This is a genomic window from Limosilactobacillus panis (assembly GCF_019797825.1).
Classification (GTDB): Bacteria; Bacillota; Bacilli; order Lactobacillales; family Lactobacillaceae; genus Limosilactobacillus; species Limosilactobacillus panis_A.
Genome location: NZ_CP081855.1, coordinates 337,937 through 352,211 on the forward strand (window position 1 = coordinate 337,937; position 14,275 = coordinate 352,211).

Annotated in this window: 12 protein-coding genes, 1 pseudogene and 1 other annotated feature; of the genes and pseudogenes, 8 read left to right on the forward strand and 5 right to left on the reverse strand. The window is 48.2% G+C overall.

The window, feature by feature from the left end; translation table 11 throughout:
* Positions 1 to 74 precede the first annotated feature (74 nt).
* Positions 75 to 503 carry a peptide-methionine (R)-S-oxide reductase MsrB gene (gene msrB / locus KZE55_RS01570; RefSeq protein ID WP_222258718.1) on the forward strand — a complete coding sequence of 143 codons (429 nt, stop codon included), beginning with the start codon at positions 75 to 77 and terminating at the stop codon, positions 501 to 503.
* A 517-nt stretch (positions 504 to 1,020) separates the two neighbouring features.
* Here the strand turns inward: msrB and KZE55_RS01575 are convergent.
* The 4 genes from KZE55_RS01575 to KZE55_RS01590 are packed head-to-tail and all read right to left on the reverse strand — an operon-like array spanning position 1,021 to position 4,789.
* On the reverse strand, positions 1,021 to 2,163 hold the full coding sequence (locus tag KZE55_RS01575; protein ID WP_222258720.1) for an ArgE/DapE family deacylase: 1,143 nt from the start codon (positions 2,161 to 2,163) through the stop codon (positions 1,021 to 1,023).
* 16 nt (positions 2,164 to 2,179) lie between these two features.
* A complete protein-coding gene (locus tag KZE55_RS01580) occupies positions 2,180 to 2,869 on the reverse strand; it encodes a methionine ABC transporter permease (RefSeq protein WP_222258722.1) in 690 nt (229 codons plus the stop codon).
* Positions 2,862 to 3,926, reverse strand: coding sequence for a methionine ABC transporter ATP-binding protein (locus KZE55_RS01585; RefSeq protein ID WP_222258724.1), 1,065 nt, complete (start codon positions 3,924 to 3,926; stop codon positions 2,862 to 2,864). Before KZE55_RS01585 ends, KZE55_RS01580 begins: the two co-directional genes overlap by 8 nt.
* An 11-nt stretch (positions 3,927 to 3,937) precedes the next feature.
* Positions 3,938 to 4,789 carry a MetQ/NlpA family ABC transporter substrate-binding protein gene (locus tag KZE55_RS01590; RefSeq protein WP_222258726.1) on the reverse strand — a complete coding sequence of 284 codons (852 nt, stop codon included), beginning with the start codon at positions 4,787 to 4,789 and terminating at the stop codon, positions 3,938 to 3,940.
* Between the two features lie 79 nt (positions 4,790 to 4,868).
* Positions 4,869 to 5,112: a binding site (T-box leader), on the reverse strand.
* Between the two features lie 128 nt (positions 5,113 to 5,240).
* Between KZE55_RS01590 and KZE55_RS01595 the strand changes: the two genes are divergently transcribed.
* Positions 5,241 to 6,227 (forward strand): LacI family DNA-binding transcriptional regulator, encoded by a 987-nt coding sequence (locus KZE55_RS01595; protein ID WP_222258728.1) that lies wholly within the window; start codon positions 5,241 to 5,243, stop codon positions 6,225 to 6,227.
* A 110-nt stretch (positions 6,228 to 6,337) separates the two neighbouring features.
* Here the strand turns inward: KZE55_RS01595 and KZE55_RS01600 are convergent, their stop codons facing one another.
* Complete coding sequence (locus tag KZE55_RS01600) at positions 6,338 to 7,261, reverse strand: IS30 family transposase (RefSeq protein WP_222258730.1); 924 nt, start codon at positions 7,259 to 7,261, stop codon at positions 6,338 to 6,340.
* Between the two features lie 301 nt (positions 7,262 to 7,562).
* Between KZE55_RS01600 and KZE55_RS01605 the strand changes: the two are divergent.
* The 6 genes and pseudogenes from KZE55_RS01605 to ltrA all read left to right on the forward strand — a co-directional run bounded on the left by KZE55_RS01605 (position 7,563) and on the right by ltrA (position 14,123).
* A pseudogene (locus KZE55_RS01605) lies at positions 7,563 to 7,962 on the forward strand (VOC family protein).
* A gap of 30 nt (positions 7,963 to 7,992) precedes the next feature.
* Entirely contained in the window at positions 7,993 to 9,012 is a 1,020-nt protein-coding gene (locus tag KZE55_RS01610; protein ID WP_222258732.1) for a zinc-dependent alcohol dehydrogenase family protein, read from the forward strand.
* Between the two features lie 161 nt (positions 9,013 to 9,173).
* The gene (locus KZE55_RS01615) at positions 9,174 to 10,112 is read left to right on the forward strand and encodes an L-lactate dehydrogenase (RefSeq protein WP_222258734.1); all 939 of its coding nucleotides are present in this window, start codon (positions 9,174 to 9,176) and stop codon (positions 10,110 to 10,112) included.
* Positions 10,113 to 10,228: 116 nt separating this feature from the next.
* Positions 10,229 to 11,419: an MFS transporter gene (locus KZE55_RS01620; protein ID WP_222258736.1), complete on the forward strand. Its 1,191-nt coding sequence runs from the start codon at positions 10,229 to 10,231 to the stop codon at positions 11,417 to 11,419.
* Positions 11,420 to 11,434: 15 nt separating this feature from the next.
* Complete coding sequence (locus KZE55_RS01625) at positions 11,435 to 12,190, forward strand: sulfite exporter TauE/SafE family protein (RefSeq protein ID WP_222258738.1); 756 nt, start codon at positions 11,435 to 11,437, stop codon at positions 12,188 to 12,190.
* Positions 12,191 to 12,740: 550 nt separating this feature from the next.
* Positions 12,741 to 14,123 carry a group II intron reverse transcriptase/maturase gene (gene ltrA / locus KZE55_RS01630; RefSeq protein WP_222258740.1) on the forward strand — a complete coding sequence of 461 codons (1,383 nt, stop codon included), beginning with the start codon at positions 12,741 to 12,743 and terminating at the stop codon, positions 14,121 to 14,123.
* The last annotated feature ends 152 nt before the right edge of the window (positions 14,124 to 14,275 follow it).

The window sequence follows — 14,275 nt, forward strand, 5'->3', positions numbered from 1 at the left end:
CTTTTAAGCATTATCTCGGCTTTTCACCACTAGCTATGTTATAATCAGGTCACCAAAGAGAAGGGGGCCTGTTCATGAACAAGGAAGAATTAAAGAAGAGACTTTCACCAATCCAGTATGCCGTGACCCAGGAGGCGGCGACGGAGCGCCCTTTTACCGGAAAGTATGACCATTTTAATGAGCCCGGTATCTACGTCGACGTGGTCAGTGGGGAGCCACTCTTTTCTTCACTCGATAAGTACGATTCCGGCTGCGGTTGGCCGGCCTTTACCAAGCCGATTGCCAGGCGGGTAGTCAAAGAAAAACGGGACCAGTCCTTTGGCATGGAACGGACGGAGGTCCGCAGCCAAAAAGCCAACTCCCACCTCGGCCACGTTTTCACGGATGGGCCCTTAGACCGAGGCGGCCTGCGCTACTGTATTAATTCGGCGGCCCTTCGTTTCATCCCCGCAGCCAAACTGGCGGAAGCCGGGTACGGGGAGTACGAATCATTATTTGAATAAGATAACAAAGAAGCGACCGAAGAAGAATTTCTCCGGTCGCTTCTTTATAATGAATAATTGCAATTAATAATTAGTGTTGAGGTTTACCCATAAACATCCCCGCGGCAGAGGCAATCAGGATTCCGAGAAAACTTACAACAGCAATTGCGTTACTTAAAGCTGACATCATGGTTAAACACCCTTTCATATTTTTATCTTATTTCTTTACACCCTTATTATAGCAACGATGGCGGGAATGAGAGATAATAATTGGGTAATTTTTCACTAAGCAAACCACTCATTTTGCTTACCATTTACTTATATAAAATTAATAAATTGCCCATCATTTTCTTTCTATTATTAAGTTAATTACTGAGCATACTTAATTTAATAAAGCACAATGGTAATAAAGTAAAAGTCGGTTCAAAAAATTGTTGAATGTTGAGCATTAGCTAAAGTTGACCTTACTACGGGCCCAAGGAATCCGTCCATAAGAAAAACCGCCAGTGATCGTTAAGACCAGCTGGCAGTCGGGTGCTTACTTAAAGAAATTAACAATGATGTCTTGGTAGGTTTGAATGGTCGCCAAAAAACTCGGAATGGTGGTGAACTCGTCCGTCTGGTGGGCCTCACTCCAGGCGTCACTTCCGAGGACGATTACCGGTAGGTCAGGCCGGTCAACTGTGAATACACTGGCATCCGTCGCCCCGTTGATGATGTCCGTCTTCACGGGGTGGGGGTAGTGTTGTTTGGCAAACGTGAGGGCCGACTGAACAAAGTCGCTTGCCGGATCCGTACTGATGGGGTGGTAGTCTTGGAAAATATCCAGCTTTAACTGGTAGGGCGTCTGGTGGTTAATCTTATCTACCGCTGCGTGCAGTCGGTCAGCGACGGCTTGGTTATCAAAGGCTGCCGTCGGCCGGATGTTCCCCTCTAGTTTAGCGTGGTCGGGGATGGTGTTAACCTGGTCCCCACCAGAGATGACGGTCACACTGTGCTGGACTTGCCCCAGGTACGGGTCCTTTGGGGTGTCGTCAAAGAGGTAACTTTCTACATCCGCGTACTTCAACAGCCCCGTAATGGCATTAACCCCGCGGGCCGGCATAGAGCTGTGGGCGGACTTGCCGATGCTCTCGACCAAATAATTCATGCTTCCGGAATGGGCGAAGATGACGTTGCCGCCGGTGGGTTCTCCAACCACGAGGGTGTCCAAGTCGTCAGCCACCCCTTGTTTAGCCAGGCGGAAGGCTCCGGGAGTCCCTAGTTCCTCACCAGCAGTGGCAATTAGCTTAACCGTGCCCGCCGGTAGCCGGTCAGCTTCCTTGAGCTTGATTAGTGCCAGGACCTGGGCTGCGAGGCCGCTCTTCATGTCAGCGGCACCCCGCCCGTAAATTTTGTCACCAACAATACTGCCGGCGAAGGGGTCGTGTTGCCAGCTCTTGGGGTTGCTGACGGCGACCGTGTCCATGTGCCCCGTCAGTCCCAGAATTCGCTTGTCCGTGCCCGCCCCGACTTGCGCGGTCAGGTTAGCCCGGCGGTCGCCGAATTCGTCAACCGTGGCGGTAATTCCGTGGGTGGCGAGTAGCTTTTGCAAGTACTTGGCCACTGCGACCTCATTACCGTTAGCACTATGAATTTGAATCAAATCTTGTAATACCTTAACCTCTGCACTGGCTTCCATGAAAATTCCTCCTAAATTAACGGTCCTGGTGGTTTAACTTCTTAGCGAGTAAGTCACCAATCACTTGGATGATCAGCACGAAGAGGAGGACTAGCAACGTTGCCACCAGGGTAACGTCATTGTTGAACCGGTCGTAACCGTATGAAATGGCGGTGTTACCTAAACCACCAGCACCAATTGCTCCGGCCATTGCGGTCAGGCTGACCAGGCTAATCAAGGAAACGGTGGAGACCCGGATCAGTTCGGAGCGGGATTCCCGCAGGTAGACTTCAAATATGATGTCCTTGTTGGTAGAACCAATGGCTTGGGCGGCTTCAATCTTTCCCTGGTCAACACTCTTCAGTGCCACTTGGACTTGCCGAGCGTAGAAGGCAAAGAAACCGATGGACAGGGGCACGAGGGCAGCGGTGGTCCCAATCTGGGTACCAACGATGGCCTGGGTGACTGGTGCGATGAAGGCTAGCAGGATGATGAAGGGGATGGCCCGGAAAACCGAAACGACTTTATCGCAAATACTGTAAAGAACCTTGTTTTCTAAAATTCCACCGGGTTCGGTGACCACGAGGGCGATCCCGAAGATTAGGCCAATCAGGCCCCCAATGATGGCTGGCCAAACCGTCATGTAGATGGTCTGGATAATGGAGGTTCCCCAGCCATTGTCACCGCCCCAGCCTAGTTGCACGACATTTGGTAAAAAACTACTCATTCCAAATCCTCCTATCATCAATCTTGGTTACAGTAACTTTGTTGTCTTCTAAGAACTTAACGGCTGCTTGCCGTTGCTTGTCGTCCCCCTTAACCACGACGAAGAGGGTCCCAACTGGTTCGCCACCGAGGATTTCGATGTTCCCGTAAAGCATACTTGCTTCGACACCGAGTTCCTTGTAGAGGGCAATGATGATTGACTTTGTAACGTTGTTGCCGTTGTAAACCAGCTGGAAGAGTTTCTCGTCAGACGTCAGGTGGTCCAGGTTGAAGGCCTTCAGGGTGTCAACCGCGGCGAGGGAGCCGCCGACAAACTGGCGGGTCAACTCTTGCTGTGGTTGTAAGAAGACCTTTTGCAGTGGGCCCCGCTCAATAATCTGGCCATGTTCCATGACGGCAATCTTGTTAGCGACTCGCTTGACGGCGTCCATTTCGTGGGTAATTAGGACAACAGTTAAGTCGAGTTTATCGTTTAGCTGCTTGAGCAGGTCGAGAATCTGGTTGGTGTTTTGCGGGTCCAGGGCCGAAGTAGCTTCATCGGAAATCAAGATTTCCGGGTCGTTGGCCAGCGCCCGGGCGATGGAAACCCGTTGTTGTTCACCACCGGAGAGCTGGACGGGATAAAAGTTCGCCTTGTCCTTGAGCCCGACCAGTTCAAGCAGTTCCAGGGCCTTCTTTTCCTGGGCATCGTCGTCCAGCTTGCTGTGCTTCAAGGCGAAGAGAACGTTTTCGATGACCGTCGTTTCGTTCAGTAGGTTGAAGTGCTGGAAGATCATCCCGATGTTACGTCGCTTCTCTTGGAGTTCCTTGTTGCTTAACTGCTGCTGGTGGTCCTTGAAAAAGGATTCACCGTCGATGGTGACAGAACCATCCGTGGGTTTTTGCAGGAGGTTGATTGTCCGGACCAGGGTTGACTTTCCGGCGCCTGAGTAACCGACGATCCCGTAAATATCACCTTTTTCAATTGATAACGACACATCCCTGACGGCGTGGACAACTTCCTTGCCCTGCTTGAAAGTGACGTTAATGTTTGCTAAATCAATAATTGGTTTCGCCATATTTGCTCCTCCTACTTGCTAAAATCCCGGTCCCAGGCGGTAAGTTCAGATGAACCGTAGTACTTGTTGATCAAGTGCTTGGTTTCCTTTGTCTGGTAAGCCTTAACAACGTCCTTGTAGGCCTTATTGTTCTTGTTTTGCTTCTTAACGGCAATGATGTTTACCCATTGCGCGGAATCCTTGTTGAGGGGTTCAACGAAGATCGCCTTCTTGTAGTTCAGACCCGCAGCTTGGGCGTAGTTGGTGTTGACAACGGCGGCGTCAACGTCGTCCAGTGTCCGGGCAGTTTGGTCTGCGGCAATTTCTTTAACCTTGATGTCTTTCTTGTTGTCGATGATGGATGATGCGCTTGCCAAGTCGGTGCCCTTCTTAAACTTGAAGAGGCCAGCGTTCTTTAATGCGTACAGGGCCCGGGATTCGTTGGTGGCGTCATTTGGTACCGCGATGGTGGCGCCATCTGGTAAGTCTTTGATGCTTTTGTACTTATTAGAGTAGACCCGGATTGGGGTGATAAAGGTGTCACCATCGGATACGATGTCGGTGTGATGGGCCTTGTTCCAAGACTTCAAGAAGAGCTTGTGTTGGAAGGCGTTCAGGTCGACATCACCATTTTGCAGGGCCTTGTTGGGCTGGTTGTAGTCGGTGAACCGGCGGAATTTAACCGTGACCCCGTACTTATCCTTGGCGGTCTTGGCAACGGAGTTCCAAATTTTGTCGTCGGCTTTGGAACTAGCCATGATTCCGACCGTTACGGTCTTGGCAGCTTGTTGGTGGGGACGGACAAAGCTGAAGTAACCGGCGATTAGGATCAGAACGACAACGACTGCCCAGATAATTGCATTTCTTTTCTTTCTTCTCTTCATAGTAAATACTCCCTTTTAATCCTTATGAATAATTGCGGTTAACCGAACGTTAGAACAGAAAAAGCACCCGTCCTAATCAGTAAAGGACGAGTGCTTCGTGTTACCACCTTTGTTCGCTGGGCCATCACTGACTCAGCCTCAGTGGGTTACTCTAATAAAACAATTAGAATTACCCAGCACGATTAACGTGTGCTAACCCGTTACCGGCTAACAGTCACCGGTACCATTCCAGGCCCATCTTCAGTGCCGCCACCTACTGCTTTCCACCAACCAGCAGCTCTCTGAAAAGCTTAAGCACTTACTCTGCCTTTCAACATGTTTTAACGTTCAATTAATTTGTTGTCATTAATTATAATGGCATTCTCATTTTTGTCAACAACTTTTTTAATTTTTTGCTTTGGGAGAAGCAGTATAATATAAGTAAACCAGATGAAGGATTGAAATTAAAATTATGAAAAAACAAGCTGTGAAATTAGAAGACGTCGCGGCCGTTGCGGGAGTTTCGAAGACGACGGTTTCTCGGGTTCTTAACAACCGGGGCTACCTTAGCCAGGCGACGATTGATAAGGTCCACAAGGCGATGCAGAAGTTGCACTACCAGCCCAACATCATTGCCCGCCAGCTTTACCAGCAGCGGACTAACCTGGTGGGTCTGGTTTTTCCAACCGTTGACAACCCGTTTTTTGGCCAACTAGAGGCGTGCCTGGATTATGAACTGTACAAGCGGGGCTACCGGGTACTAATGGGGAACAGCCAGAATAATCCGGACCGTGAGCGGGCCTACCTTCGCCAGCTATTAAATGGACAGGTGGATGGCCTGATCGTTGGGGCCCACAACGAGGGCATCAAGCAGTACCGTAATATTCAGCTGCCGGTGGTTTCCATTGAACGGTTGGTTTCTAAAGACATTCCAGTTGTGGCCGCGGATAACTACGCTGGCGGTGTCCTGGCAACGCAACGACTACTGGACGATGGCTGTCAGCATATTATCCATACTAATTATCCCCACGACCTGGCATCGCCGAACATGGAACGGCGGCGGGCCTATGAGGAGCTGATGCGTAAGCACGGCTTACCAATGTATACGTATGAAGTTAGCTTCGATAGTTCGACTGCTGAGAAGCTGAAGATTTTTCGGCGTCTCTTTGATGAGCATCCGGAAGTTGACGGGGTTTTCGCCGATAATGACACGAATGCCAGTCTAATCATGCAGGTGGCTCGGAAACAGGGTCGGCGGGTTCCAGAAGACCTCAAGGTAGTGGGCTTTGATGGAGCCAGCATGACCCGGACCTTGTTGCCGGAGCTAACCACGATCCAGCAGCCCATTCAACAAATGGCCAGCACGGCGGTGCAACTTCTCCAAGAGAGAATTGACGGTAAAAAGACCACCAGCTCGGTTCAGCTACCGGTTAAGTTGATTCGCGGAACAACTGCATAACAAAAGAAGCGACCAACGAAGATGTTCATTGGTCGCTTCTTTTGTCACCGCTTCAAAAAAGTTTAAAAATTTTTTTACTAGGCAGATTGCAAGAAATAACTTGAACGAATTTAGTGACGTAGATTAAGCAAGAAGATCTCAATTGGTGTATGCCAATTAAGACATTTAAGTGGCCGGGAATTCAAATACCAATTAATTTGAATCAGCTTGTGATCGCTTAACTCTTCAATGGCTTGGCCTTTGGGAATAAAGCGTTGTAAAACTCGGTTACGGTTCTCATTACCACCGCGTTCATGTGGTGAATAAGCATGGACAAAATAAACCGGAGTACCAGTTCGCTGCTCAATTGCCTGGTAGTTAGCGAACTCTTTACCATGATCTACGGTAAGCGTCTTGAGCTTGTCTTGAAGTTGACTAGCTAGTTCAAGTACGGCTTGAGTCATGGACTGACTGTCGCGACCATGGAGCCGTTTAACAATTGTCAGGCGACTCTTACGCTCCACAAAAGTAGCCACAGCTTGACCTTTACGTTTGCCAGAAAGTACAGTATCAGCTTCAAAGTGGCCGAATTCCTGGCGAGTTTCGACTTTATGAGGCCGCTCCTCAATGGAGCGGCCGTGACTGAACGTACCACGCTTTTCTTTAGCACGATGACGACGCATTCCATGATCAGGCAAATCGGGCAACTGTATATCAAGCCATCCTTGATCAATCCAGTTATAGACCGTCTTGTAGGCAATCCCAACCACATGGGCAACTTGTTCAGGGGACCACTTCTGGACTTGAATCTTTTCTTCGATCAAGTGTTTAAGGTTTTTAGTGAGCGAAGACTTCCGCCCCCGTTGACTAACCTTGCGTTCAAAGTCAGTTTGCGCTAGCTCAGCCCAGTACTCACTATTTAGCCGGTGAAGTTCGTTAAAGACTGTGGTTTTACTAAAGCCTAAGTAATTAGCGATGTATCGCAAGGAACGTCCTTCATTATGAAGCGTTTCAATGACAACACGGTTCTGGAATGATAAAATAGTGGTGCTCATCAAGGTCCTTCTTTCTAATGGATTGTACGGTAACGCCATTAAAGACCTTGATGGGTTTTTCTGTCCACTTAAATGTTCAACTTAAATTTTACAATCTACCACTAGTAAAAAGGTAAAAAGTGATAGCGGCAATCCCTTACTCGCCGAATGGATGATGGGCAACTTTTTGATATGGTAACCGCTTAATATACCTCATTGTCAAACGTTTTAATAGACATTAACCGGTTGACAGATATAAATGTAAGCCCTATCATAATAGTTGTCGAAAGGAAATAGATAAATTTCAAGGAGGCTTCGGGCAATGGCATTTAATAAAAGTCTTGCCGGTTATTTTGATGATATCGCACATGTGGGAATCCCAACTGATGATCTAAAGAAGACAATTGCTTTTTGGGAAAAGTTAGGTTTCAAGAAGCAAGGAGAATTCGATACCGATAACCAGGGACACCAAGTGGTCTTCATGAAGTTCGCCCACTTGATGCTCGAAATCTGGGACAGCGATGGGGCTGTTCACAAGACTGGGGCCATCAATCATATCTCACTGAACGTTGAGGATGTACAAGGCTGCTAAGGAAGAGGGCTTCAACATCAAGGAAGATGAAGTCCAACACCTTGACTACTGGAAGCACGGCATTAAGTACTTCAACATCGTGGGACCAAACGATGAAACCATTGAATTTTGTGAAGTTGTCAAGGGTTAAAAGCTACTATTAATTTAAGGAGGAAAAATCATGAAAGCATTAGTAATGACAGGTGTCAAGAAGTTAGAAGTTGAGAACGACTACAAGAAGCCAGAAGTTAAGCCAAACGAAGTCCTGGTCCACACTGCTTGGGCTGGTATTTGTGGAACTGATAAGGCCCTCTACAATGGCCTACCAGGTTCTGCTGACGCTGTTCCACCGATTGTTTTAGGGCACGAAAACTCCGGTGTAATTGCTGCTGTTGGTAGCGATGTTCAAAACTTCAAGGTTGGTGACCGGGTAAGCGTTGACCCGAACATTTACTGCCATAAGTGCTTCTACTGCCGGACTTCTCGTCCAGAACTCTGTGAACACCTGGATGCCGTTGGTGTTACCCGTGATGGTGGTTTCGCTGAATTCTTCACTGCCCCTGAAGAAGTTGTTTACCACGTTCCGGGCAACGTTTCTTTGGAAGCTGCTGCGGTTATTGAACCAATTTCCTGTGCTGCCCACGGTGTTGACCTGCTGGAAACTCACCCATACCAAACTGCTTTGATCATTGGTGATGGTTTTGAAGGGCAACTGATTGCCCAAATCCTGAAGTCCCGTGGTGTTAAGGAAGTTACCTTGGCCGGGACCGTTGATGAAAAGCTGGAAAACAACAAGAAGCACTTTGGCTTCAAGACGATCAACAACATTAAGGAACCAGACGCTATCAAGCCAGACAGCTACGACATTGTTGTTGAAGCCGTTGGTCTGCCAAAGACACAGGAACAAGCCGTTGAAGCTGCTCGTCGTGGTGGCCAAGTTCTGATGTTCGGTGTTGGTAATCCTGACTCTGAATTCAAGGTTAACACTTACAAAGTTTACCAGAAGCAACTGCACATCCAAGGTTCCTTCATTAACCCATACACCTTCGAAGATTCAATCGCTCTGCTGCAATCCGGTGATGTTGACCCACTGCCACTGATTTCCAACGTTTTGGACTTCGCCCATGTTGAAGACTTCGTTAGTGGTAAGCTTGGTAACATCTCCAAGGCCATCGTTAAGGTTGCTGGCGAAGACGCCTAAACTTGAAAATAAAACTTAATTGACCGCTTTTACCTGGTGGGACTCTTTCTTTGAGCCTCATCAGTTTTTTTAAAATTCCCTGGTCAAGGCGAACCTAGTATGCTATATTAAAATATAATGAGAAATAATCACATCTTAGATTAATAAAAGGGGTCTTAATAATGACACGAAAGGTTGCCGTAATTGGGATGGGACACGTTGGTTCAACGGTGGCACATTACGTCGTTGCTAACGGTTTCGCTGACGACCTGGTTTTAATTGACACTAATGAAAAGAAGGTTAACGCTGACGCCTTGGACTTTGAGGACGCCATGGCGAACCTTCTTCACCACACCAACATTTACGTCAATGACTACGGACAATTAAAGGATACGGACGTCATCGTGTCTGCCTTGGGGAATATCAAGCTCCAGGACAACCCAGACGCCGACCGTTTTGCGGAACTGCCATTCACCCGGGACGCGGTTCCAAAGGTTGCTCAGAAGATTAAGGAGAGTGGCTTCAACGGCAAAATCGTTGCCATCACCAACCCCGTCGACGTTATCACCTCCATTTACCAATCCGTGACTGGCTTGCCAAAGAACCAGGTAATCGGCACCGGGACCCTGCTTGACTCCGCCCGGATGAAGCGTGCCGTGGCTAGCCGCCTTAACGTTGACCCCCGTTCCGTTGAGGGTTACAACCTTGGTGAACACGGGAACTCACAATTTACGGCCTGGTCGACTGTCCGTGTTCTGGAACAGCCAATCACTGAACTGGCAAAGAAGCGCGGCTTAGACCTGGACGAACTGGACCACGAAGCCCGGATGGGGGGCTGGAAGGTCTTCTCTGGTAAGAAGTACACCAGTTACGGGGTTGCCACTGCGGCTGTTCGCTTGGCTAATACCATCCTTTCTGACGCCCACACCGTTATGCCGGTTTCTAATTTCCGTGAAGAATACGACTGCTACCTTTCATACCCCGCTGTTGTCGGCCGTAACGGAATCGAAGAACAAGTACAACTCCACCTAACTGACGAAGAACTTGATAAGCTGCAGACTTCCGCTAACTTCATCAAGGAAAAGTACCAAGAAAGCCTGGAGGCTAATAAGAAGGCTTAAAACTAGCACATTAGGGTCGATAATGTTATACTAACCATTAAACACACGGAAAGTGGCGTCGTTCATGCGACACCGCTTTTCTTTTGTCTCACCACTAATGAAAGGAAATATTATCGATGACAAGAGAAGTGAAGAAAATCATTGCTGTGGTTATCTGCTGTGAGTTCCTGATCTGCTTGGGGATGAGCCTGATTTTCCCGGTAATGCCGTTTATCAAGAATGAATACCATTTTTCAGCCTTCGACATGGGGGTCATGTCGTCACTCTTTGCCTTTGTCCAGTTCGTGGCTTCTCCGGTAGTCGGGCAGACCTCTGACAAGATGGGCCGGAAACCAATGCTGGTGTGGGGACTGTTGATCTTTTCCCTAGCCGAATTTGTTTTTGCCCTAGCCAACCAGCTCTGGCTCTTCGACATCTCCCGGGCGGTTGACGGCCTGTCGGCAGCGATGTTCGTCCCCACTTCAATGGCCTTGGCAGCAGACCTGACGAGTGTTAAGGACCGGGCTAAGGTAATTGGCTGGCTATCAGCGGCCTTTAGTGGGGGCCTAATCTTGGGACCCGGGCTTGGCGGCATCCTGGCTAATATTAATTACAAGTTTCCCTTCTGGGTTGCCGGCATTCTAGGTATTATCAGTACCCTCGTTGCTATGTTCTTGCTGCCAAGCGATAGCGATGAGCGTTTCAAAAGCACGACCGACAACCCGGAAGGCAACCTTTTGTCCGGTGGCTGGGTCCAGATTAAAAAGCTCCTTTCTCCGGTGATGGTTACCCTATTTTTGATGATTTTCATCATGTCGTTTGGCCTGGCGGGATTCGAGAGTATTTACAGCCTGTACGTTAACGAGGTTCACAACTTTGACCTCCAGTCCATCGCCCTAGTATTGACTTTGAACGGCATCATTTCCCTAATCCTCCAGGTCTTCTTTTTTGACCGGATGGTACAATGGTGGGGTGAAATCCGGGTGATTCGTTACTGTTTCTTTGCCAGCGCCATCGGAACGGTCTTCGTTATCTACGACCACTCCCACTGGCAGCTGATTGTGGCCACCCTGGTCGTCTTTGAAGCCTTCGACATGTTACGGCCAGCGATCACGACCCTATTGACGAAGATGAGTAAGGACAATCAGGGGCTGCTAAATGGGGTTAACATGTCGCTGACTAGTGTCGGCAACATCGTCGGCCCGTTGATTTCGGGGGCCCTACTGGATATCAACTACCAGTACCCGTACTGGATTGTTATCGTCTTCTTGATGGGATCGTTCATTATCACCTTTGGACTACAGCACTTACGGAGACAAAATGCATAAGGAGGGGACCCAATTGTGGGGAACATACTATTGATGGTGATTGTCGGCTTAGCAGTCGGTATCTTTGTAATCTCGCTTGGCGGCGGGGGCGGCGCAATCTATCTCGGTGTCTTGACGGCGATTTTTCAACTATCACCGGGGGCCGCAGCCGCCACGTCGATTGTGACTTCCCTCCCAGCTTTGATTATGGGGGCCTGGTCCTACTACCGTCGGAGGCTGATTGACTTCAGCCTAGGCAACCGGATGATGATTGCTGCTATCCCCAGCATCTTTGTCGGTTTCTTCATCTCACCATTCTTTCCGGAAAGGGTTTATAAAATCATCATTGGACTAATCTTAGCCTTTCTGGGGGCTCAGCTGATTTACAAGGTGTATCGGCAGACCGACAGCAAGAAGGCGGCTCGGATATCAGCTAAAACCGCGAGTGTCCTCTACGGCATCATGGGGGGCCTAATGGTTGGTATCGCCGGTCTGAGTGGAGGGGGCCCAATCACCACCGGTCTCCTTCTTCTGGGGGCTTCGATGGCCGAAGCGTCCGCCACCTCATCCTACGTTTTAGTAGGGATGTCGATTGTGGGGGCCCTCTTGCACATCAGCGGGGGCAGCATCGATTGGCACGCAGCGGGCGGTCTGATTGCTGGTTCACTGGTAGGGGCCTTCCTGGCACCGCCGGTAGTCCTATGGATGACGGCCAAACCAAACCGCGCCCGAATTGTCAAGCTCTTCATGGGGGCCTTCATCATTGTTATGGGAATTCGGACAGCATTATAATAAAATCAGGTCAGTTTAGTATACGCTCATTTTCAAAATATTTACTCTTGACTAATCGTAGGAAAGAGGCTGGGAGAAAACTTTGGTTTTCTCACCAGCCTCTTTCTAGTGCGCCCGGCATGGGTATTAGCTAGGTGGTGAAAGTCCACTATGGGCCGTAGTAGTCGGAACCATGAGCCGAGGACAAGGGTGTCCGCTGTGAGGTGGAATCTGAAGGAAGTCTAAGGCAAAGTGCTGCACCGATGAACAAGAAGTAGCTATAAGGCTGAAATTAACTGGATAAGGTTGCTAGACAAACTAAAGTCCAATACTACTCGAAGTTGCTTTCAGTAAAGCTAACGGTGACATGGTACGAAAGTTAATATTCTTACCCGGGGAGATCTGACCTACACGTTTCCGACAAGAGGAATGAATGAAATTCCACAGAAGCAAGCATAGCAGTGATGTTGTGTTGAGTAAGCCAGAAGTCAGCCGAGGTCATAGTAGTCTAATTAATTAGATGAAGGACCGAACGACAATAACTTATAACTTATATCGGAGGTGTAATCAGGTGCGACAATCGCAGAAAACAGAACCACAAGCTGACCGCTTGTCGAGGATAGGTTTGGAAAACCGAAAGTACACAAGGGCGCGTAGTACCGATTATGGTGAAGGTAAAGGTATGAGTGTCACTATCCAAGACCTGGTCTTGGATCGCAATAACCTTAATCAGGCTTATTTGCGAGTTAAGAGAAATAAAGAAGCAGCAGGTGTTGACGATATGACAGTCAATGACCTTCTGCCATATCTCAGAGAAAATAAGACGGAACTGATCGCTAGTTTGCGTGAGGGCAAGTATAAACCAGCTCCAGTCAAACGGGTAGAAATTCCGAAGCCTAATGGTGGAGTAAGAAGACTTGGAATACCAACGGTGGTGGACCGAATGGTTCAACAAGCTGTAGCCCAAATTCTTACGCCTATCTTTGAGCGTATTTTCTCGGATAATAGTTTTGGCTTTCGCCCTCATCGTGGAGCCCAAGACGCAATCGCAAAGGTAGTTAAACTATATAATCAGGGATATCGAAGAGTAGTCGACTTAGACCTGAAGGCCTATTTCGATAACGTCAACCATGATTTGATGATTAAGTACCTCCAACAATATATTAATGACCCATGGACGCTAAGGCTTATCCGCAAGTTTTTGACTAGCGGGGTCTTAGATCATGGGCTTTTCGCTAGGAGTGACAAAGGAACGCCGCAAGGTGGACCATTATCACCATTACTGGCGAATATTTACCTAAATGAGTTGGATAAAGAGTTGACCAGACGTGGCCATCACTTTGTACGCTATGCGGATGATTGTAATATTTATGTTAAAAGTCAACGGGCGGGAGAACGAGTAATGCGCAGTATTACCCATTTTCTCGAAAAGCAATTGAAGGTTAAAGTTAATCCAGATAAAACTAAAGTTGGTAGTCCCCTAAGATTGAAGTTTCTTGGCTTTTCACTAGGTGTAGACCGTAACGGTGCCTATGCCCGACCGGCCAAGCAATCACAAAAGCGAGTTAAGCAAGCACTAAAGCTGTTAACAAAGCGCAATCGGGGAGTATCCATTGAGCAAATGTTTGAGGAAATTCATCGCAAAATGCGGGGTTGGCTTCAATATTACTCAATTGGGAAACTAACTAACTTTATTCAACGCCTTGACAAGTGGTTGAGGGTCCGAATAAGGCAGTATATTTGGAAGCAATGGAAAAAGTTTAAAACTAAGGTAACTAACTTACAGAAGTTGGGGCTGTTCCAGCATGATGCATATGTCTTCGCTAGTACCCGAAAGGGCTACTGGCGAACTGCACATAGTAAGACCTTGAGCTATTCTCTAACTAATAGAAAACTGGAACAACTCGGACTTATGAATATGTCCAAGACGCTCCAGTCAATTCAATGTGATTAAGTTGTCGAACCGCCGTATACGGAACCGTACGTACGGTGGTGTGAGAGGTCGATAATTGAACTAATCAATTATCTCCTACTCGATTCTCCGAATGTTATTACACAGTAATCGCGGAAAAACCAATAGGCTTGCTCCGCTTCGAAGCGCGCTCC

Bases quoted from the DNA above. Each gene is read 5' to 3' on its own strand.
- KZE55_RS01580 (WP_222258722.1), bottom strand. From the start codon at position 2,869: ATGAGTAGTTTTTTACCAAATGTCGTGCAACTAGGCTGGGGCGGTGAC.
- KZE55_RS01615 (WP_222258734.1), top strand. From the start codon at position 9,174: ATGACACGAAAGGTTGCCGTAATTGGGATGGGACACGTTGGTTCAACG.
- KZE55_RS01590 (WP_222258726.1), bottom strand. From the start codon at position 4,789: ATGAAGAGAAGAAAGAAAAGAAATGCAATTATCTGGGCAGTCGTTGTC.
- msrB (WP_222258718.1), top strand. From the start codon at position 75: ATGAACAAGGAAGAATTAAAGAAGAGACTTTCACCAATCCAGTATGCC.
- KZE55_RS01585 (WP_222258724.1), bottom strand. From the start codon at position 3,926: ATGGCGAAACCAATTATTGATTTAGCAAACATTAACGTCACTTTCAAG.
- KZE55_RS01595 (WP_222258728.1), top strand. From the start codon at position 5,241: ATGAAAAAACAAGCTGTGAAATTAGAAGACGTCGCGGCCGTTGCGGGA.
- KZE55_RS01620 (WP_222258736.1), top strand. From the start codon at position 10,229: ATGACAAGAGAAGTGAAGAAAATCATTGCTGTGGTTATCTGCTGTGAG.
- KZE55_RS01600 (WP_222258730.1), bottom strand. From the start codon at position 7,261: ATGAGCACCACTATTTTATCATTCCAGAACCGTGTTGTCATTGAAACG.
- KZE55_RS01610 (WP_222258732.1), top strand. From the start codon at position 7,993: ATGAAAGCATTAGTAATGACAGGTGTCAAGAAGTTAGAAGTTGAGAAC.
- KZE55_RS01575 (WP_222258720.1), bottom strand. From the start codon at position 2,163: ATGGAAGCCAGTGCAGAGGTTAAGGTATTACAAGATTTGATTCAAATT.